Source organism: Streptomyces sp. NPDC056222 (assembly GCF_042264065.1).
In the GTDB taxonomy this organism is placed as follows: Bacteria; Actinomycetota; Actinomycetes; order Streptomycetales; family Streptomycetaceae; genus Streptomyces.
The window spans coordinates 19,379-33,391 of the sequence record NZ_JBHJTL010000062.1 but is presented as its reverse complement, the minus strand read 5'-3'; the positions used below and the strand labels follow the sequence as shown (position 1 = coordinate 33,391).

At 72.7% G+C, this 14,013-nt stretch carries 14 protein-coding genes and 1 other RNA gene; 8 read left to right on the top strand and 7 right to left on the bottom strand.

The genetic code is table 11. The annotated features are described in order from the left end of the window. Window positions 1–148 precede the first annotated feature (148 nt). The 4 genes from ACFC0D_RS25770 to ACFC0D_RS25755 all read left to right on the top strand — a co-directional run bounded on the left by ACFC0D_RS25770 (window position 149) and on the right by ACFC0D_RS25755 (window position 4,097). Window positions 149–982 (top strand): Nif3-like dinuclear metal center hexameric protein, encoded by an 834-nt coding sequence (locus ACFC0D_RS25770; protein ID WP_376440346.1) that lies wholly within the window; start codon window positions 149–151, stop codon window positions 980–982. Further along, entirely contained in the window at window positions 979–1,722 is a 744-nt protein-coding gene (locus ACFC0D_RS25765) for a zinc ribbon domain-containing protein (protein WP_376440383.1), read from the top strand. The genes ACFC0D_RS25770 and ACFC0D_RS25765 overlap by 4 nt, the downstream gene beginning before the upstream one ends. Next, entirely contained in the window at window positions 1,722–3,194 is a 1,473-nt protein-coding gene (locus ACFC0D_RS25760) for a bifunctional RNase H/acid phosphatase (protein ID WP_376440344.1), read from the top strand. Before ACFC0D_RS25765 ends, ACFC0D_RS25760 begins: the two co-directional genes overlap by 1 nt. 75 nt (window positions 3,195–3,269) lie before the next feature. Beyond that, window positions 3,270–4,097 carry a GNAT family N-acetyltransferase gene (locus ACFC0D_RS25755; protein ID WP_376440343.1) on the top strand — a complete coding sequence of 276 codons (828 nt, stop codon included), beginning with the start codon at window positions 3,270–3,272 and terminating at the stop codon, window positions 4,095–4,097. Between the two features lie 31 nt (window positions 4,098–4,128). Here the strand turns inward: ACFC0D_RS25755 and eda are convergent, their stop codons facing one another. Together eda and yaaA are read right to left on the bottom strand one after the other, a co-directional pair. Further along, the gene (gene eda, locus ACFC0D_RS25750; RefSeq protein WP_376440340.1) at window positions 4,129–4,761 is read right to left on the bottom strand and encodes a bifunctional 4-hydroxy-2-oxoglutarate aldolase/2-dehydro-3-deoxy-phosphogluconate aldolase; all 633 of its coding nucleotides are present in this window, start codon (window positions 4,759–4,761) and stop codon (window positions 4,129–4,131) included. A 145-nt stretch (window positions 4,762–4,906) separates the two neighbouring features. Continuing rightward, window positions 4,907–5,671: a peroxide stress protein YaaA gene (gene yaaA, locus ACFC0D_RS25745; protein ID WP_376440338.1), complete on the bottom strand. Its 765-nt coding sequence runs from the start codon at window positions 5,669–5,671 to the stop codon at window positions 4,907–4,909. Window positions 5,672–5,767: 96 nt separating this feature from the next. Here yaaA and ACFC0D_RS25740 point away from each other — a divergent pair, with 96 nt between their 5' ends. After that, entirely contained in the window at window positions 5,768–7,213 is a 1,446-nt protein-coding gene (locus tag ACFC0D_RS25740) for an RNB domain-containing ribonuclease (protein WP_376440335.1), read from the top strand. A 1-nt stretch (window position 7,214) separates the two neighbouring features. On the opposite strand, the gene ACFC0D_RS25735 is transcribed toward ACFC0D_RS25740, so the two are convergent. Then, a complete protein-coding gene (locus ACFC0D_RS25735) occupies window positions 7,215–8,078 on the bottom strand; it encodes a hypothetical protein (protein WP_376440332.1) in 864 nt (287 codons plus the stop codon). Beyond that, on the bottom strand, window positions 8,075–8,842 hold the full coding sequence (locus tag ACFC0D_RS25730) for a MerR family transcriptional regulator (RefSeq protein ID WP_376440329.1): 768 nt from the start codon (window positions 8,840–8,842) through the stop codon (window positions 8,075–8,077). The genes ACFC0D_RS25735 and ACFC0D_RS25730 overlap by 4 nt, the downstream gene beginning before the upstream one ends. A 77-nt stretch (window positions 8,843–8,919) precedes the next feature. On the opposite strand from ACFC0D_RS25730, the gene rnpB reads away from it, so the two are divergent. After that, window positions 8,920–9,324, top strand: an RNA gene (gene rnpB / locus ACFC0D_RS25725) — RNase P RNA component class A. A gap of 147 nt (window positions 9,325–9,471) precedes the next feature. Here rnpB and ACFC0D_RS25720 read toward each other — a convergent pair. Further along, the gene (locus ACFC0D_RS25720) at window positions 9,472–9,786 is read right to left on the bottom strand and encodes a MazG-like family protein (protein ID WP_376440327.1); all 315 of its coding nucleotides are present in this window, start codon (window positions 9,784–9,786) and stop codon (window positions 9,472–9,474) included. Between the two features lie 255 nt (window positions 9,787–10,041). On the opposite strand from ACFC0D_RS25720, the gene ACFC0D_RS25715 reads away from it, so the two are divergent. After that, the gene (locus tag ACFC0D_RS25715; RefSeq protein WP_376440324.1) at window positions 10,042–10,365 is read left to right on the top strand and encodes a nuclear transport factor 2 family protein; all 324 of its coding nucleotides are present in this window, start codon (window positions 10,042–10,044) and stop codon (window positions 10,363–10,365) included. Window positions 10,366–10,439: 74 nt separating this feature from the next. Here ACFC0D_RS25715 and ACFC0D_RS25710 read toward each other — a convergent pair whose 3' ends face one another. Continuing rightward, window positions 10,440–11,195 (bottom strand): SDR family oxidoreductase, encoded by a 756-nt coding sequence (locus ACFC0D_RS25710; RefSeq protein WP_376440321.1) that lies wholly within the window; start codon window positions 11,193–11,195, stop codon window positions 10,440–10,442. Window positions 11,196–11,330: 135 nt separating this feature from the next. Here ACFC0D_RS25710 and ACFC0D_RS25705 point away from each other — a divergent pair, with 135 nt between their 5' ends. Next, window positions 11,331–12,962, top strand: coding sequence for an alkaline phosphatase D family protein (locus ACFC0D_RS25705; RefSeq protein ID WP_376440319.1), 1,632 nt, complete (start codon window positions 11,331–11,333; stop codon window positions 12,960–12,962). Here ACFC0D_RS25705 and ACFC0D_RS25700 read toward each other — a convergent pair. Then, the gene (locus tag ACFC0D_RS25700) at window positions 12,949–13,959 is read right to left on the bottom strand and encodes a Gfo/Idh/MocA family protein (protein WP_376440317.1); all 1,011 of its coding nucleotides are present in this window, start codon (window positions 13,957–13,959) and stop codon (window positions 12,949–12,951) included. The genes ACFC0D_RS25705 and ACFC0D_RS25700 overlap by 14 nt on opposite strands. Window positions 13,960–14,013 lie beyond the last annotated feature (54 nt).

Below are 14,013 nucleotides of genomic sequence, written 5' to 3'. Positions count from 1 at the left end.
AAGCCCCTGGCGCCGACCGGCGGCGCCAGGGCTCCGCTCGGCCACGGTCACCCGAGACCATCGATGGAGCAACCCCGACGGCGCCCGGCCACCTCCGCGAAAGCCGCGCCGGTTCAGGCGCGCAGGGCGGCCAGGTAGCCTTTCCCCCGTGCCCCGTCTGTCTGAAGTCATCGCCGCGCTCGACGCCCTCTGGCCGCCCGAGCGGGCCGAGGAGTGGGACGCCGTCGGCACGGTCTGCGGCGACCCCGACGCCGAGGTCGGCCGCGTCCTGTTCGCCGTGGACCCCGTCCAGGAGATCGCCGACGAGGCGATCGCGCTCGGCGCCGACCTGATCGTCACCCACCACCCGCTCTATCTGCGCGGCACGACGACGGTCGCGGCCTCCCACTTCAAGGGCCGCGTCGTGCACACGCTGATCAAGCACGACATCGCCCTGCACGTCGCGCACACCAACGCCGACACCGCCGACCCCGGGGTGTCCGACGCCCTCGCCGGCGCCCTGGACCTGCGGATCACCGGCCCCCTGGTCCCCGAGACCAACCTCGGCCGGATCTGCGAGCTGGACCACCCCGAGACGCTGGCCGAGTTCGCGGCCCGCGCCGCGAAGCGGCTGCCCGCCACCGCGCAGGGGATCCGGGTCGCCGGAGACCCGGGCATGACCGTCCGCCGGGTCGCGGTCAGCGGCGGCTCCGGCGACAGCCTCTTCGGCGCCGTACGGGCCGCCGGAGTCGACGCCTTCCTCACCGCGGACCTGCGCCACCACCCGGTCTCCGAAGCCACCCAGGCCGCACTCACGTCGACCGGGCCGATCGGCCTGGTCGACGCCGCCCACTGGGCCACCGAATGGCCCTGGTGCGAGCAGGCCGCCGCCCAGCTCGACGAGATCTCCGACCGCCACGGCTGGGACCTGCGCGTCCACGTCTCGAAGACGGTCACCGACCCCTGGTCCTCCCATCACAACTCCCCTGGAGCCCCCAACTGAACGCCGCGCCCGCCGACCAGATCCGACTCCTCGACGTCCAGGCCCTGGACGTCCGTCTCCAGCAGCTCGCCCACAAGCGCAAGTCCCTGCCCGAGCACGCCGAGATCGAGTCGCTGAACAAGGACCTCACGCAGCTGCGCGACCTGCTCGTCGCCGCGCAGACCGAGGAGAGCGACTGCGCCCGCGAGCAGACCAAGGCCGAGCAGGACGTCGACCAGGTGCGCCAGCGTGCCGTCCGGGACCAGCAGCGCCTGGACTCCGGCGCCGTCTCCTCCCCGAAGGACCTGGAGAGCCTCCAGCGCGAGATCACCTCGCTCGCCAAGCGCCAGGGCGACCTGGAGGACATCGTCCTCGAGGTCATGGAGCGCCGTGAGTCCGCGACCGAGCGGGTCGCCGAGCTGACCGAGCGGGCCTCCGCCGTCCAGGCCAAGGCCGACGACGCGACCGCCCGCCGTGACGCGGCGCAGGCCGAGCTGGACGGCGAGGCGGCGTCCGTCGGCAAGGAGCGCGAGCTGGTGGCCGGCTCCGTCCCGGCCGACCTGCTGAAGCTCTACGAGAAGCTGCGCGAGCAGCAGGGCGGTGTCGGCGCGGCGCGGCTGTACCAGCGCAAGTGCGAGGGCTGCCACATCGAGCTGAACATCACCGAGCTCAATGACGTCCGGGCGGCCGCCGCGGACACGGTGGTGCGGTGCGAGAACTGCCGTCGGATCCTGGTTCGCACGTCGGAGTCCGGCCTGTAATGACGGCCATCACGGAAGTCGTCGTCGAGGCCGACGGAGGCTCCCGGGGGAACCCGGGGCCGGCCGGGTACGGGGCCGTGGTCCTGGACCCGGTGACCGGCGAGACGCTCGCGGAGCGGGCCGAGTACATCGGCGTCGCGACGAACAACGTCGCCGAGTACAAGGGCCTGGTGGCCGGTCTGAAGGCGGCGCGTGAGCTGTTCCCGGACGCCAAGGTGCACGTCCGGATGGACTCCAAGCTGGTCGTCGAGCAGATGTCCGGCCGCTGGAAGATCAAGCACCCGGACATGAAGCCGCTGGCGGCGGAGGCGGCACGGGTCTTCCCCGCGCGCCAGGTCCGCTACGAGTGGATCCCGCGCGAGAAGAACAAGCACGCCGACCGCCTCGCCAACGAGGCGATGGACGCGGGCAAGCGGGGCAAGCAGTGGGAGCCTTCGGCCTCCTCGGCCGCCCTGGAGTCGTCGGCGGCGCGCAACGCGGCGCGCGGCGCGGCGACGGCGCCCTCGGGCCCTCCCGGCGACGCGACGGCGGGCGCGGCCCGCGCGCGGGCAGCACTCGCGGGTACGGGTGCGGCCTCCGGTGCGCGTACGGGCTCCGGTGCCGGTACGCGTGCGGACGCGGGTGTCCCGGCCGACGACGGCCTCTTCGCCGCCGACGAGACCATCGCGGCCCAGGCACGCGCCTCGCTGGCGGCGGCCGCCACGGCCGAGCGTGAGTCCGCGGAGAGCGGCGACTTCGAGGCCGAGGCGGGTGTCCTCGGCCACGAGCCCAAGCCTGCCGTGTCCGGTGCCGAGGGCGCAGCCCGCACCGGCGGTGCCGCCGCGCCCGGTTGGGGTGCGCCCGACATGGGGGCTCCCGCCACCTTCGTGCTGCTCCGGCACGGGGAGACCGCGCTCACACCCGAGAAGCGGTTCTCGGGGAGCGGGGGCACCGACCCCGAACTGTCCGCCGCCGGGATGCGGCAGGCCGAGGCCGTCGCCGCCGCGCTCGCCGCGCGCGGGACGATCCAGGAGATCGTCAGCTCCCCGCTCAAGCGCTGCCGCCGGACCGCGGAGACCGTCGCCGCCCGCCTGGGCCTCGATGTGCGCATCGAGGACGGGCTGCGCGAGACCGACTTCGGTGCCTGGGAGGGGCTGACCTTCGCCGAGGTGCGGGAGCGTCACGGCGACGACCTCGACGCCTGGCTCGCCTCGCCCAAGGCCGCCCCGACCGGTGGCGGCGAGAGCTTCGCGACCGTCGCGCGCCGCGTCTCCGCGACCCGGGACCGGCTGACCGCCGCGTACGCAGGCCGTACGGTCCTCCTCGTCACGCACGTCACGCCCATCAAGACGCTCGTGCGGCTGGCCCTCGGAGCCCCGCCCGAGTCGCTGTTCCGGATGGAGCTCTCGGCGGCCTCGCTGTCGGCGGTCGCGTACTACGCGGACGGCAACGCCTCCGTACGGCTCCTGAACGACACCTCGCACCTGAGGTGATCCGCGACGGAAGCAGAGGGAAGGGGTCACGGAAATCCGTGGCCCCTTCCCGCGTTCCGTAGCACCATCGACGCCATGAGCTGGCACATCACCGAGGACGTCGACGCCTTCCGCGCGGCGGCCCACGAGCACTTCGCCGCCGATCCCGCGCGGAACACCGTGCTGCTCACCCTCAGCGAGGGAGCCCGGCGGCGGCCCGTCGAGTCCGCGCGGTACGGCTGGTGGAGCGAGCCGGACGGCCGGGTCACCGGCGCGTTCCTGTTCACGCTGCCGCACGAGCCGGCGCTCGGACCGATGCCCGTGGAGGCGGCCCGCGCCCTCGTCCATGTACTGCCGGACGCGGCCGAAGTGACCGGCGTGCGTGGCGAGGAGGAGACGACGGAGGCCTTCGTCCGGGAGTTGTGCGGCGAGAACCGCGCGTGGACGACCACGCGCCGGATGCGGCTCTACCGGCTCGGCACGCTCACCCCGCCGGACCCCGCGCCGCCGGGACGGTCGCGGCCGGCGGTCGCCGCCGACATTCCGCTCGCGGTGTCGTGGATGAGTGACTTCGCCCGGGACATCGGGGAGGACGGCGACGTGGACTACACCCCGAACATCGAGCCCCGTGTCGCCGACGGCCGCCTCCACCTCTGGGAGACCGCCGAGGGGCCGGTGTCGATGGCGAGCATCTCGCCGATCGTCGCGGGCCAGGCCCGGGTCTCGCCGGTGTACACACCGGCCGAGCTCCGCGGCCGCGGCTACGCGGGAGCCGTCACCGGTGCGGTCAGCCGGGCCGCCCTGGACGCGGGCGCGGAGCAGGTCCTGCTCTTCACGGACCTCGCCAATCCCACCAGCAACGCGTTGTACCAGCGGCTCGGGTACCGCCCCGTGACCGACCACGTCGGCCTGACGCTCTCCTGACGGTCGGTCGGCGAGCGCGCGCCGGCGCCTCTCAGCGCGCTCGCAGCTCCGCCGCCTCGCGCGCCAGCGATTCGACCCGCGCCCAGTCGCGGGCCGCGAGGGCGTCGGCGGGCAGCATCCATGTGCCGCCGACGCAGCCGACGTTCGGCAGCGCGAGGTAGGCGGGGGCGGAGCCGAGGGAGACGCCGCCGGTCGGGCAGAACCGGGCCTGGGGGAGCGGGCCGGAGAGCGACTTCAAATACGGGACGCCGCCCGCCGCCTCGGCGGGGAAGAACTTCATCTCGCGCACCCCGCGCTCCAGGAGCGCCACGACCTCGGAGGTGGTGGAGACACCCGGCAGGAACGGCACGCCCGAGGAGACCATGGCGTCCAGCAGGCTCTCCGTCCAGCCGGGGCTCACCAGGAAGCGTGAACCGGCCGCGACCGCGTCCGCGACGCCGGCCGCCGAGATGACGGTGCCGGCGCCGACGACCGCGTCGGGGACCTCGGCGGCGATCGCGCGAATGGCGTCGAGCGCCGCCGGGGTCCGCAGGGTCACCTCGATCGCGGGCAGTCCGCCCGCGACGAGGGCGCGGGCGAGAGGTACGGCGTCGGCGGCGTCCTCGATGACGACGACCGGGACGACGGGGGCGAGGTCGAGGACGGAGGGCAGCGCGGAGGTCATGGCCCCATCCTGCCCGGGTGCGACAACACACGCAACGGGCGTTGCGCACAGTGCAACGCGCGAGGTCTGTCGGGCGTTCGCCGACCGATCGGCCCGCGACGTCACATGCGCCCGGGCACCCCACTCCGGGTTCGTGCGGGCACGCCTAGTGGATCTCCTCCACCAGGACGTCGAGGGCCCCCGCCTTCCCCTCCTCCACCACGTACTTCAGGTCCCGCAGCGCCTCCACCAGCTCCACCGGGTCCTTCGGCGCCGCACCCGCCTTGAGAAGGCTGCGCACGATCCGCCCCTTCGTCGCCTTGTTGAAGTGGCTGACCACCTTGCGGGTCGGCGCGTGCAGCACCCGCACCGTCGCCGTCCGCGCCGCCACCTCGCCCTTCGGCTTCCACGCCGAGGTGTACGCAGAGGACCGCAGGTCCAGAACCAGTCCGTCGCCCGCCGCCTCCGGCAGCACGCTCGCCATCGCACCCCGCCAGTGCGCACCCAGTGCCCCGAGCCCCGGCAGCTTCACGCCCATGGAGCAGCGGTACGACGGAATCCGGTCGTCCACGCGCACCGCGCCCCACAGCCCCGAGAACACCAGGAGCGAGGCCCGCGCCCGCTTCCGCGCCGCCGCGTCCAGCGTGGCCAGCCCCAGCGCGTCGTACAGCACCCCCGTGTAGATCTCGCCGGCCGGACGAGCCCCCGCCGTCCGCAGCTCCGTGTTCTTGGCGATCTCGCCGCGCAGCCCCTCGCTCAGCCCGAGCACCTCGCGCGCCTTCTCCTCGTCGGCGACGCACAGCTCGACCAGCTCGTCGAGGACGGCCGCCCGCGCCTCGGCCAGGCCCGGCAGCGACAGGGACTCCGGCTTGAGCGGCGCCCCACGCCCCGAAGCGGCCTTACCCTCCGACGGCGGCAACAGCACGAGCACGGTGGTTCTCCTTCGTACGTACGGGGCTGGGGGTGCGGCCCCAGAACGTTCAGCCTACAAAGTGCCGGGCAGGGTCCCCCGCCATACGCTCGGTCCATGCCACGCCGCCACATTCACGTGACCGGCGCAGCCGAGGACCTACGGGCCGCGCTGCGCGCACTGAGAACCCGGATGCAGGTCCCGGCAGGCTTCCCGCCGGCGGTCCTCGCCGAGGCGGAGGCGGCCGCGGCGTCCCCGCGGCTGCCGGATCACGACGCCACCGACATTCCTCTCTTCACCATCGACCCGCCGGGCTCCCGCGACCTCGACCAGGCCATGCACATCGCCCGGCGGCCGGGCGGCGGCTACCGCGTCCACTACGCCATCGCCGATGTCGCCGCGTTCGTCACCCCCGGTGGCGCCGTCGACAAGGAGGCCCACAAGCGCGTCGAGACCCTCTACTTCCCCGACGAGAAGATCCCGCTGCACCCTTCGGTCCTCTCCGAGGGCGCCGCCAGTCTGCTGCCCGACCAGACCGTGCCCGCCCTGCTCTGGCGCCTCGACCTGGACGCCGATGGCCGCCAGGTCGCCGTCGACGTACGCCGCGCGCGTGTCCGCAGCCATCTCAGGCTCGACTACGCCGGCGCCCAGCAGCTGATCGAGACGGGCACGGCGGGGGAACCGCTCGCCCTGCTCAAGACCGTGGGCATGCTCCGCGAGGCCCTGGAGGTCAAGCGCGGCGGAGTCTCCCTCGACCTCCCCGAGCAGGAGGTCGTCGAGAACGGCGACTCGTACACCCTCGTCTACCGCGCCCCGCGCGCCGTCGACGGCTGGAACGAGCAGATCTCCCTGCTCACCGGCATGGCCGCGGCCGATCTGATGATCGCCGAGGGCACGGGGATCCTGCGCACCCTCGGCACCACCCCGGACGGCGTCGAGAAGCTGCGCCACTCCGCGCAGGCGCTGGAGATCGCGTGGCCGCACCACGTCTCGTACGCGGAGCTCATCCGCTCGCTCGACCCGGCGAACAACCCCCAGCACGCCGCGTTCCTGCTGGACGCCACCGGCCTGTTCCAGAAGTCCGCCTACATCGACTTCGCGGACGGCCACCTTCCGGACTCCGTGGTCCATGCCGCGATCGCCGACGAGTACACCCACTGCACCGCGCCCCTGCGCCGCCTGGTCGACCGCTATGTGGGCGAGCTCTGTCTGGCGGCCGTCGCGGGCCAGGAGCCACCCGCGTGGGTGAAGGACGCGCTGACGGCGCTGCCGGCCGACATGGACAGAGGACGTGGCAAGGAGGCGGACAGGGAGAGCATGGACGTCGTCGAGGCGGCGCTCCTGAAGAACCGGATCGGCCAGGTCTTCGACGGGTTCGTGATCGACATCAAGGACACCGCGAACAAGCGGGGTGTCGTGCATCTGAAGGACCCGGCCGTGGTGGGCACCGTGAAGAGCCGGCAGGCAATGGAGCAGGGGAAGCCGGTGCGGGTGAAGCTGAAGAAGGCGGACCCGGCGGACCCCGGCAGGGACAAGGTCCTCTTCGATCACGTACCGGAGTGAGTCAGACCTCCACGACGGCCTGCCTCAGAGCCCGGTGCAGCGCGCGGGCGTCGTCCGCGTGGAAGCGGAGGGTGTGGACGGGCCGGGGCCCGCCGAGGAACCGGGGCGCGTCGACGGGCTCCGTCAGCTCGACGGTGACGGAGGTCTGGGAGGCGACGGGCAGGTTCAGCTCCCCGTCCTTCTTCTCGTGGGTGAAGAGCAGTTCGTACCGGACGGCGGCGATCTTCTCCAGCGGGATGCGGAGGTCGATGTGGGCGGCCCTCCGCAGACGGAGCGCGTCGGGGGCGAGGATGTGCGGCCGGGTCACGGAGGCGGCGTGCACCCCGAGGACGAACAGAATCCCCGAGTACACGTCGAGGACCAGCACGATCGCGTGGACCACGGGCCAGTCGGCCAGCAGGTACGACATCCCGACGGTCTCGACGAGGCAGACGAACGCGAATCCGTACATGAGGGCGGCCTGGTCGCGGGCGTGCGGGAACACCTGGTCGCCGGGGCGTACGCCGCTGCGGCGCCGGGCGACCCACAGCGCGAGGCTCGCCAGGAGCCGCAGCTCGTGCCCGATGAGCCGCAGCACCGGCTCGGGCACGAGTTCGCCGAGGGCCTCCCGGGCGGAGAACCCGAGGCGACGGAGCCGTCCGTACGCCACGAGTCCGGCGACCAGCAGAAGCAGAGCGGCGGCCTCGGCGGCGACCAGGGCGAGCGGAGCGATCCGTACACCGGCGACGAGACAGACGACGATCACGACTTCGGCGGGGAGCGAGGCGTACGCGACGCCGCGCAGCAGCCGGGTGGCGAGGCCACGGCTCCCGGGGGTCCTTCCGGCGGCACGTGGCGCTGCGCCGGCCGGCCGACGGCCCGTCATCGGGCCCGCTCCTGGACCAGGAGCAGAGCGTGATGGACGGCCGCGGCCTGGGCGGGCGAGAAGTCCCCGAAGAACACCTCGGTGAGCCGGCCCTGCGGCAGGCCCTCCCTACCGAGCTGCGCCACCACCTCGTCCGGCAGACAGTCGGCGAGCGCCTGCGCCGCCTCCGCCACGCGCGGGTCGTCGGGCGCGGCGTCCACGAGGGCGTCGAGCCGGGCGTACACGTCGTGGGCGCGTGCGACGGCCCGCGGATCCTCGGCCATGCTCCGCATGGTGCTCATGAGCTTCGTCCTCTCCTCCTCCGGCGCCACGGTGTCGAGCAGGGTGAGCAGCTCCCGGTCCATCGCGGCCATTCGGGACGCCGGGGGGACCTCGCCCAGATCCGCGAACAGTCCGGCCAGCTCCGTCGACACCGGCCCCTCGGCGGGCACCCGCCCGGCCCGCGCCTCGTGCAGCAGCTCGGCGAGGCGCGCCCGCCGCTCGCGGATCACCGCCTCCTGCCGCCCGAGGTCGGCGTCCAGCTCCTCCAGCACCTCCACCAGCTCCCGCCCCTCGTCGTCGGCGAGTACGTCCCGTACCTCGTCGAGCCCGAGGCCGAGCTCGGTCAGCCGCCGGATCCGGGCGAGCAGGACGGCGTCCCGGATGCCGTACTCGCGGTAGCCGTTGGCCAGCCGTACGGGCTCGGGCAGCAGCCCGAGATGGTGGTAGTGGCGCACGGCCCGCGGGGTGACCCCGACGAGCGCGGCGATCTCGCCGATTCGCATGCGCCCAGTAGAAACCCTGACGCTGCGACAAGGTCAAGCGTGCCCGGCACGGCGGGTAGCATGGTCGGCACGGCAGACGAGCCGGGCGGGCGGCCGCGTGGGGATCCTCGGATCCTCCCGAGGAACGTCCGGGCTCCACAGGGCAGGGTGGTGGCTAACGGCCACCCGGGGTGACCCGCGGGACAGTGCCACAGAAAACAGACCGCCGGGGACCTCGGTCCTCGGTAAGGGTGAAACGGTGGTGTAAGAGACCACCAGCGCCTGAGGTGACTCAGGCGGCTAGGTAAACCCCACCCGGAGCAAGGTCAAGAGGGGCCGCCTGGAGACAGGCGACTCTGCGCGAACGCTTGAGGGCTGCCCGCCCGAGTTCGCGGGTAGACCGCACGAGACCGGCGGCAACGCCGGTCCTAGATGGATGGCCGTCACCCCGACGACCGCGAGGTCCCGGGGTACAGAACCCGGCGTACAGCCCGACTCGTCTGCCTCAACCCGTCCGACCCGGCTGAACTCCCGGGCCAGGCGGGTTTTCGCGTCTCCCCGCGCCTTCGGCGTCACCCGTCGGTGCGCCGTGCGGGCCGGCCGGGCCTACGGAACCGTCCCAGGAGTTCCTGACGGCCCGTCCCCTGACGTCACTTCTCCAGCGATCGCTCCGCCACCCGCCGGACGTGGCCCGCGAAGACCTCGGCCGCGTCCGGGGTCAGCGTGCGCAGTGCCACCATCGCCGTGATGATCACGTCGCACAGCTCGGACTCGACGTCCTGCCAGGTGTGCGACGTGCCCTTGCGCGGGTTCTGGCCCGTCGCGCCGATCACGGCCTGCGCCACTTCGCCGACCTCCTCCGAGAGCTTCAGGACACGCAGCAGGACGTCCTGTTCGGGCGGGAGGGTGTGGTGTGCGGCGATCCAGGAGGCGAGCCGCTCGATGGTGTTCCACGGGTCGGTCATGGGGGAGAAGAATGCCAGCTCGATGCGGTCGGCGGGGTGCGCGGACGATGTTCCGGCGCGGGCGGCCGCAAGCCGCCGTGAGTGGGTTCGAGACCGCCGTGCGGGCGCAGGACGGCGCTGCCGCCGAGCGGGCCTTCGGAGGGCTGCGAGGCCGCGGTCCTGCTCGTCCAGGTGGCCGAGTCCGTGCGCTGAGGTGCGCCACATGTGCGGCCCGGGTCCGTCGGGAACCGGGCGGTCCGGTGTACCGGTAGGCCCATGACCATCCCTGTGGACAAGATCGGCGACCCTGCCGTGCGCGCCTTCGTCAGCGCGCTCAACGCCAATGACCCCGAGGCCTTCCAGGCCGCCCTCACCCCGGGCGCCACCATGTCGGACGACGGGTCCGACCGTGATCTCCAGGAGTGGACCGAGAAGGAGATCTTCTCCTCTCGCGGCCATATGGAGATCGAGTCCGCCAAGGACGACGGGCGGTCCCTCGTCGCCCGCTACCGCAACGACACCTGGGGCGAGATGCGGACCGCTTGGCGGTTCGTCGTCCAGGACGGAAAGGTCGCCCGGTTCGAGACCGGCCAGGCCTAGGGGGGTGTCTTGCTGACCCGGGTTGATCGGCAAGACACCCCTGGAGCGCCGGGTAGGGGGTCGTGTCCCGCCCCCTACCCCCGGCCGATGTACGGCATCGCCGTCGCCATCACCGTCGCGAACTGCACGTTCGCCTCCAGCGGCAGCCCCGCCATGTGCACCACCGTCGCCGCCACGTCCGCCGCGTCCATCACCGGCTCCACCGCCAGCTCCCCGTTGGCCTGCAGAATCCCCGTCTGCATCCGCGCCGTCATCTCCGTCGCCGCGTTCCCGATGTCGATCTGACCGCAGGCGATCCGGTACGGGCGCCCGTCCAGGGACAGTGACTTCGTCAGCCCGGTCATCGCGTGCTTCGTCGCCGTGTACGCGATCGAGTTCGGGCGCGGTACATGCGCCGAGATCGAGCCGTTGTTGATGATCCGGCCGCCCTGCGGGGACTGCTCCTTCATCGCCCGGTAGGCCGCCTGGGCGCACAGGAAGGCGCCCGTCAGGTTCACGTCGACCACCGAGCGCCAGGTCTCGTGGTTCAGGTCCTCGACCGGGACGCCGCCGCCCGCGAACGTACCCGCGTTGTTGAAGAGCAGGTCGACCCGGCCGAACCGGTCCCGTACCGCGTCGAAGAGGGCGGTCACCGCCTCCGGTGAGGTCACGTCCGTCGGCACGCACAGGACGTCGGACGACGAGACGGACGCCGCCGTCTCCTCCAGGGGCTCCCGCCGACGGCCAGCCAGCGCCACCGACCAGCCCGCCTCGGCCAGGGCCCGTGCCACGCCGCGGCCGATGCCCGAACCCGCTCCCGTCACCACTGCGATGCGCGACTCAGTACTCATGGGCGCGCAGCGTACGGCAGACGCGTGCCCCATGAACTCATCCGTCCGACACGTGGATGTTCTGTACCCGACAACGTGACGTCGTCCCGCCCCACTCGAATACCGGACGGACAACATCCGCCTGGGGAGGGGTACATGACACACATCCAGCAGCACGACGGCGAACTACGGGCCGCCGCCCGTCACTTCGGCCGACGTCGCTTCCTCACCGTCACCGGGGCCGCCGCCGCGCTCGCCTTCGCGGTCAACCTGCCGGCCGCCGGCGCCGCGAGCGCCGCCGAGCTGAACCCCGCCCGTATCACCGAGAACCCGTTCACCCTGGGGGTGGCATCCGGCGACCCGCTGCCTGGCTCCGTCCTCCTGTGGACCCGGCTCGCGCCCCGTCCCTTCGAAGCCGACGGCGGACTGCCCCGCTCCCGCGTCGCCGTCCGCTGGGAGCTCGCCCACGACGAGCGCTTCACCCGGACCGTCCGGCGGGGCAAGGTCACCGCACACCCCGAGTTCCAGTACAGCGTCCATGTCGAGATCGACCACCTCGACCCGGATCGCATCTACTTCTACCGGTTCCGCGTCGGCGACTGGATCAGCCCCGTCGGCCGCAGCCGCACCGCGCCCGCCCCCGACGCCCGGATGTCCGAGCTCACCCTCGCCGCCGTCTCCTGCCAGGCGTACCACGACGGCTACTTCACCGCGTACGGACATCTCGCCAGGGAGGACGTCGACGTCGTCTTCCACCTCGGCGACTACCTCTACGAGTACGCCGTCAACGCCACCGGCGGCGCCCGCGCCTACACGGACCGGCGCCTGCCCGCCGTCTTCAACCGGGAGACGATCACCCTGGAGGACTACCGGCTGCGGTACGCCCTCTACAAGTCCGACCCCGACCTGCAGGCCGCGCACGCCGCGCACCCCTTCGTCGTCACCTGGGACGACCACGAGACCGAGAACAACTACGCGGGCGAGATCCCCGAGAACGACGTCCCGCCGGAGGAGTTCCTGCTCCGGCGCGCCGCCGCCTACCGCGCCTACTGGGAGAACCAGCCGCTCCGCAGGCCCCAGCGGCCCGAGGGCGCCGACATGCGGCTCTACCGCCGCCTCCGCTTCGGCCGGCTGGCGCAGTTCGACATCCTCGACACCCGTCAGTACCGCTCCGACCAGGCGTACGGCGACGGCTGGCAGGTCCCCGGGCCCGAGTCCGAGGACCCGAGCCGCACCATGACCGGCGCCACGCAGGAGCGCTGGCTGCTCGACGGCTGGCGCGACTCGCGCGCCCTGTGGAACGTCCTCCCGCAGCAGGTCGTCTTCGCCGAGCGGCGCAATGTGCCCACCGCCGACTTCAAGCTCTCCATGGACTCCTGGGACGGCTATCCGGCCTCCCGGCAGCGCCTCCTGGACGGCGCGGGGGCGGCCGGGATCGAGAACCTGATGGTGCTCACCGGCGATGTCCACGTCGGCTACGGCCTCGACATCAAGGCCGACCACCGCGACCCCGCGTCCCGGACCCTCGGCACCGAGATCGTCGCCACCTCCATCGCCAGCGGCAAGGACGGCGCCGACCGGCCCGCCAACTACGACGCTCTCACGCAGGCCAACCCGCACATGAAGTTCTACAACGGGCGGCGCGGCTATGTGACGGTCACGCTCGGCCGGGACAGCGCCCGCGCCGACTTCCGTACGGTCTCGGCCGTGACGACCCCGGGCGCCCCGGTCGCCACGGCCGGCTCCTACGTCACGGAGGCGGGCAACCCGGGGCTCAGGCCCGCGTGACCGACAGCTCGGACGGATAGCGGACGCCGACGCGGTCCCGTACCGCGTCGAGCGTCCGCATCACCGCGAGCGAACCCTCCAGCGGCACGAGCGGGGACTCGGTCTCGCCCGCGCGCAGGCAGCGCATGACCTCCGCCGCCTCGTGGCGCAGGGAGTGCGGATCGTCCTCGTTCACGAACTCCTCCGGCTCCCGGCCGGCGCGGTGCAGCGTGAACCTGTCCAGGAAGAAGAAGCCCCGCGGAATGTCGATCCGGCCCGCCGACCCCGTCACCGACGCGGTCAGCGGGGTGTCCGCCACGAGCGAGCAGGACAGCAGCGCCGAGGCGCCGGAGTCCCAGCCCAGCAGCATCCCCGTGTTCAGGTCGACGCCCTCGGGCGAGAGGAGGGCGTGCGCCTGCACCGAGTCGGGCTCGCCGAGCAGCAGCTGTGCGAACGAGACGGGGTACACCCCGAGGTCCAGGAGCGCCCCGCCGCCCACCGCAGGGTCCCGCAGCCGGTGGTCCGCGGCGAACGGGCCCGCGAGCCCGAAGTCCGCCTGTACGGTCCTGACCTCACCGATCGCCCCGTCCGCGATCAGCTCGCGGATGCGCCGGATCAGGGGGTTGCAGTACATCCACATGGCCTCCATCAGGAAGAGGTCCCGCTCCCGGGCGAGGGCGACCAACTCCTCCGCCTCGCCCGCGTTGAGCGTGAACGCCTTCTCGCAGAGGACCGCCTTGCCCGCCTCCAGGGCGAGCCCGGCGGCCGCGCGGTGGGCGTGGTGCGGGGTCGCCACGTACACCACGTCGACGTCGGGATCGGAGGTGAGCGCGGCCCACTCCCCGTACGCCCGCGGTATCCCGAACCGGTCGGCGAAGGCCTTCGCCGACGCCTCCGTACGGGAGGCGACGGCCACGACCTCCGCGCCCTCCATGGTCAGCAGATCGGTGGTGAACCGGGCGGCGATCCCGCCGGTCGCCAGCACACCCCATCGCACGGTCTTCCCGGACGTTCCCATGCCCCACCCCAAAAAGGTCTCGACCATCCCGGACGAGCTGAGAGCATAGGGAAA

What these genes read in the sequence shown, in the direction of transcription:
- ACFC0D_RS25760 (WP_376440344.1), top strand. Translation starts at nt 1,722, where the DNA reads ATGACGGCCATCACGGAAGTCGTCGTCGAGGCCGACGGAGGCTCCCGG.
- ACFC0D_RS25755 (WP_376440343.1), top strand. Translation starts at nt 3,270, where the DNA reads ATGAGCTGGCACATCACCGAGGACGTCGACGCCTTCCGCGCGGCGGCC.
- eda (WP_376440340.1), bottom strand. Translation starts at nt 4,761, where the DNA reads ATGACCTCCGCGCTGCCCTCCGTCCTCGACCTCGCCCCCGTCGTCCCG.
- ACFC0D_RS25740 (WP_376440335.1), top strand. Translation starts at nt 5,768, where the DNA reads ATGCCACGCCGCCACATTCACGTGACCGGCGCAGCCGAGGACCTACGG.
- ACFC0D_RS25735 (WP_376440332.1), bottom strand. Translation starts at nt 8,078, where the DNA reads ATGACGGGCCGTCGGCCGGCCGGCGCAGCGCCACGTGCCGCCGGAAGG.
- ACFC0D_RS25730 (WP_376440329.1), bottom strand. Translation starts at nt 8,842, where the DNA reads ATGCGAATCGGCGAGATCGCCGCGCTCGTCGGGGTCACCCCGCGGGCC.
- ACFC0D_RS25720 (WP_376440327.1), bottom strand. Translation starts at nt 9,786, where the DNA reads ATGACCGACCCGTGGAACACCATCGAGCGGCTCGCCTCCTGGATCGCC.
- ACFC0D_RS25715 (WP_376440324.1), top strand. Translation starts at nt 10,042, where the DNA reads ATGACCATCCCTGTGGACAAGATCGGCGACCCTGCCGTGCGCGCCTTC.
- ACFC0D_RS25710 (WP_376440321.1), bottom strand. Translation starts at nt 11,195, where the DNA reads ATGAGTACTGAGTCGCGCATCGCAGTGGTGACGGGAGCGGGTTCGGGC.
- ACFC0D_RS25705 (WP_376440319.1), top strand. Translation starts at nt 11,331, where the DNA reads ATGACACACATCCAGCAGCACGACGGCGAACTACGGGCCGCCGCCCGT.
- ACFC0D_RS25700 (WP_376440317.1), bottom strand. Translation starts at nt 13,959, where the DNA reads ATGGGAACGTCCGGGAAGACCGTGCGATGGGGTGTGCTGGCGACCGGC.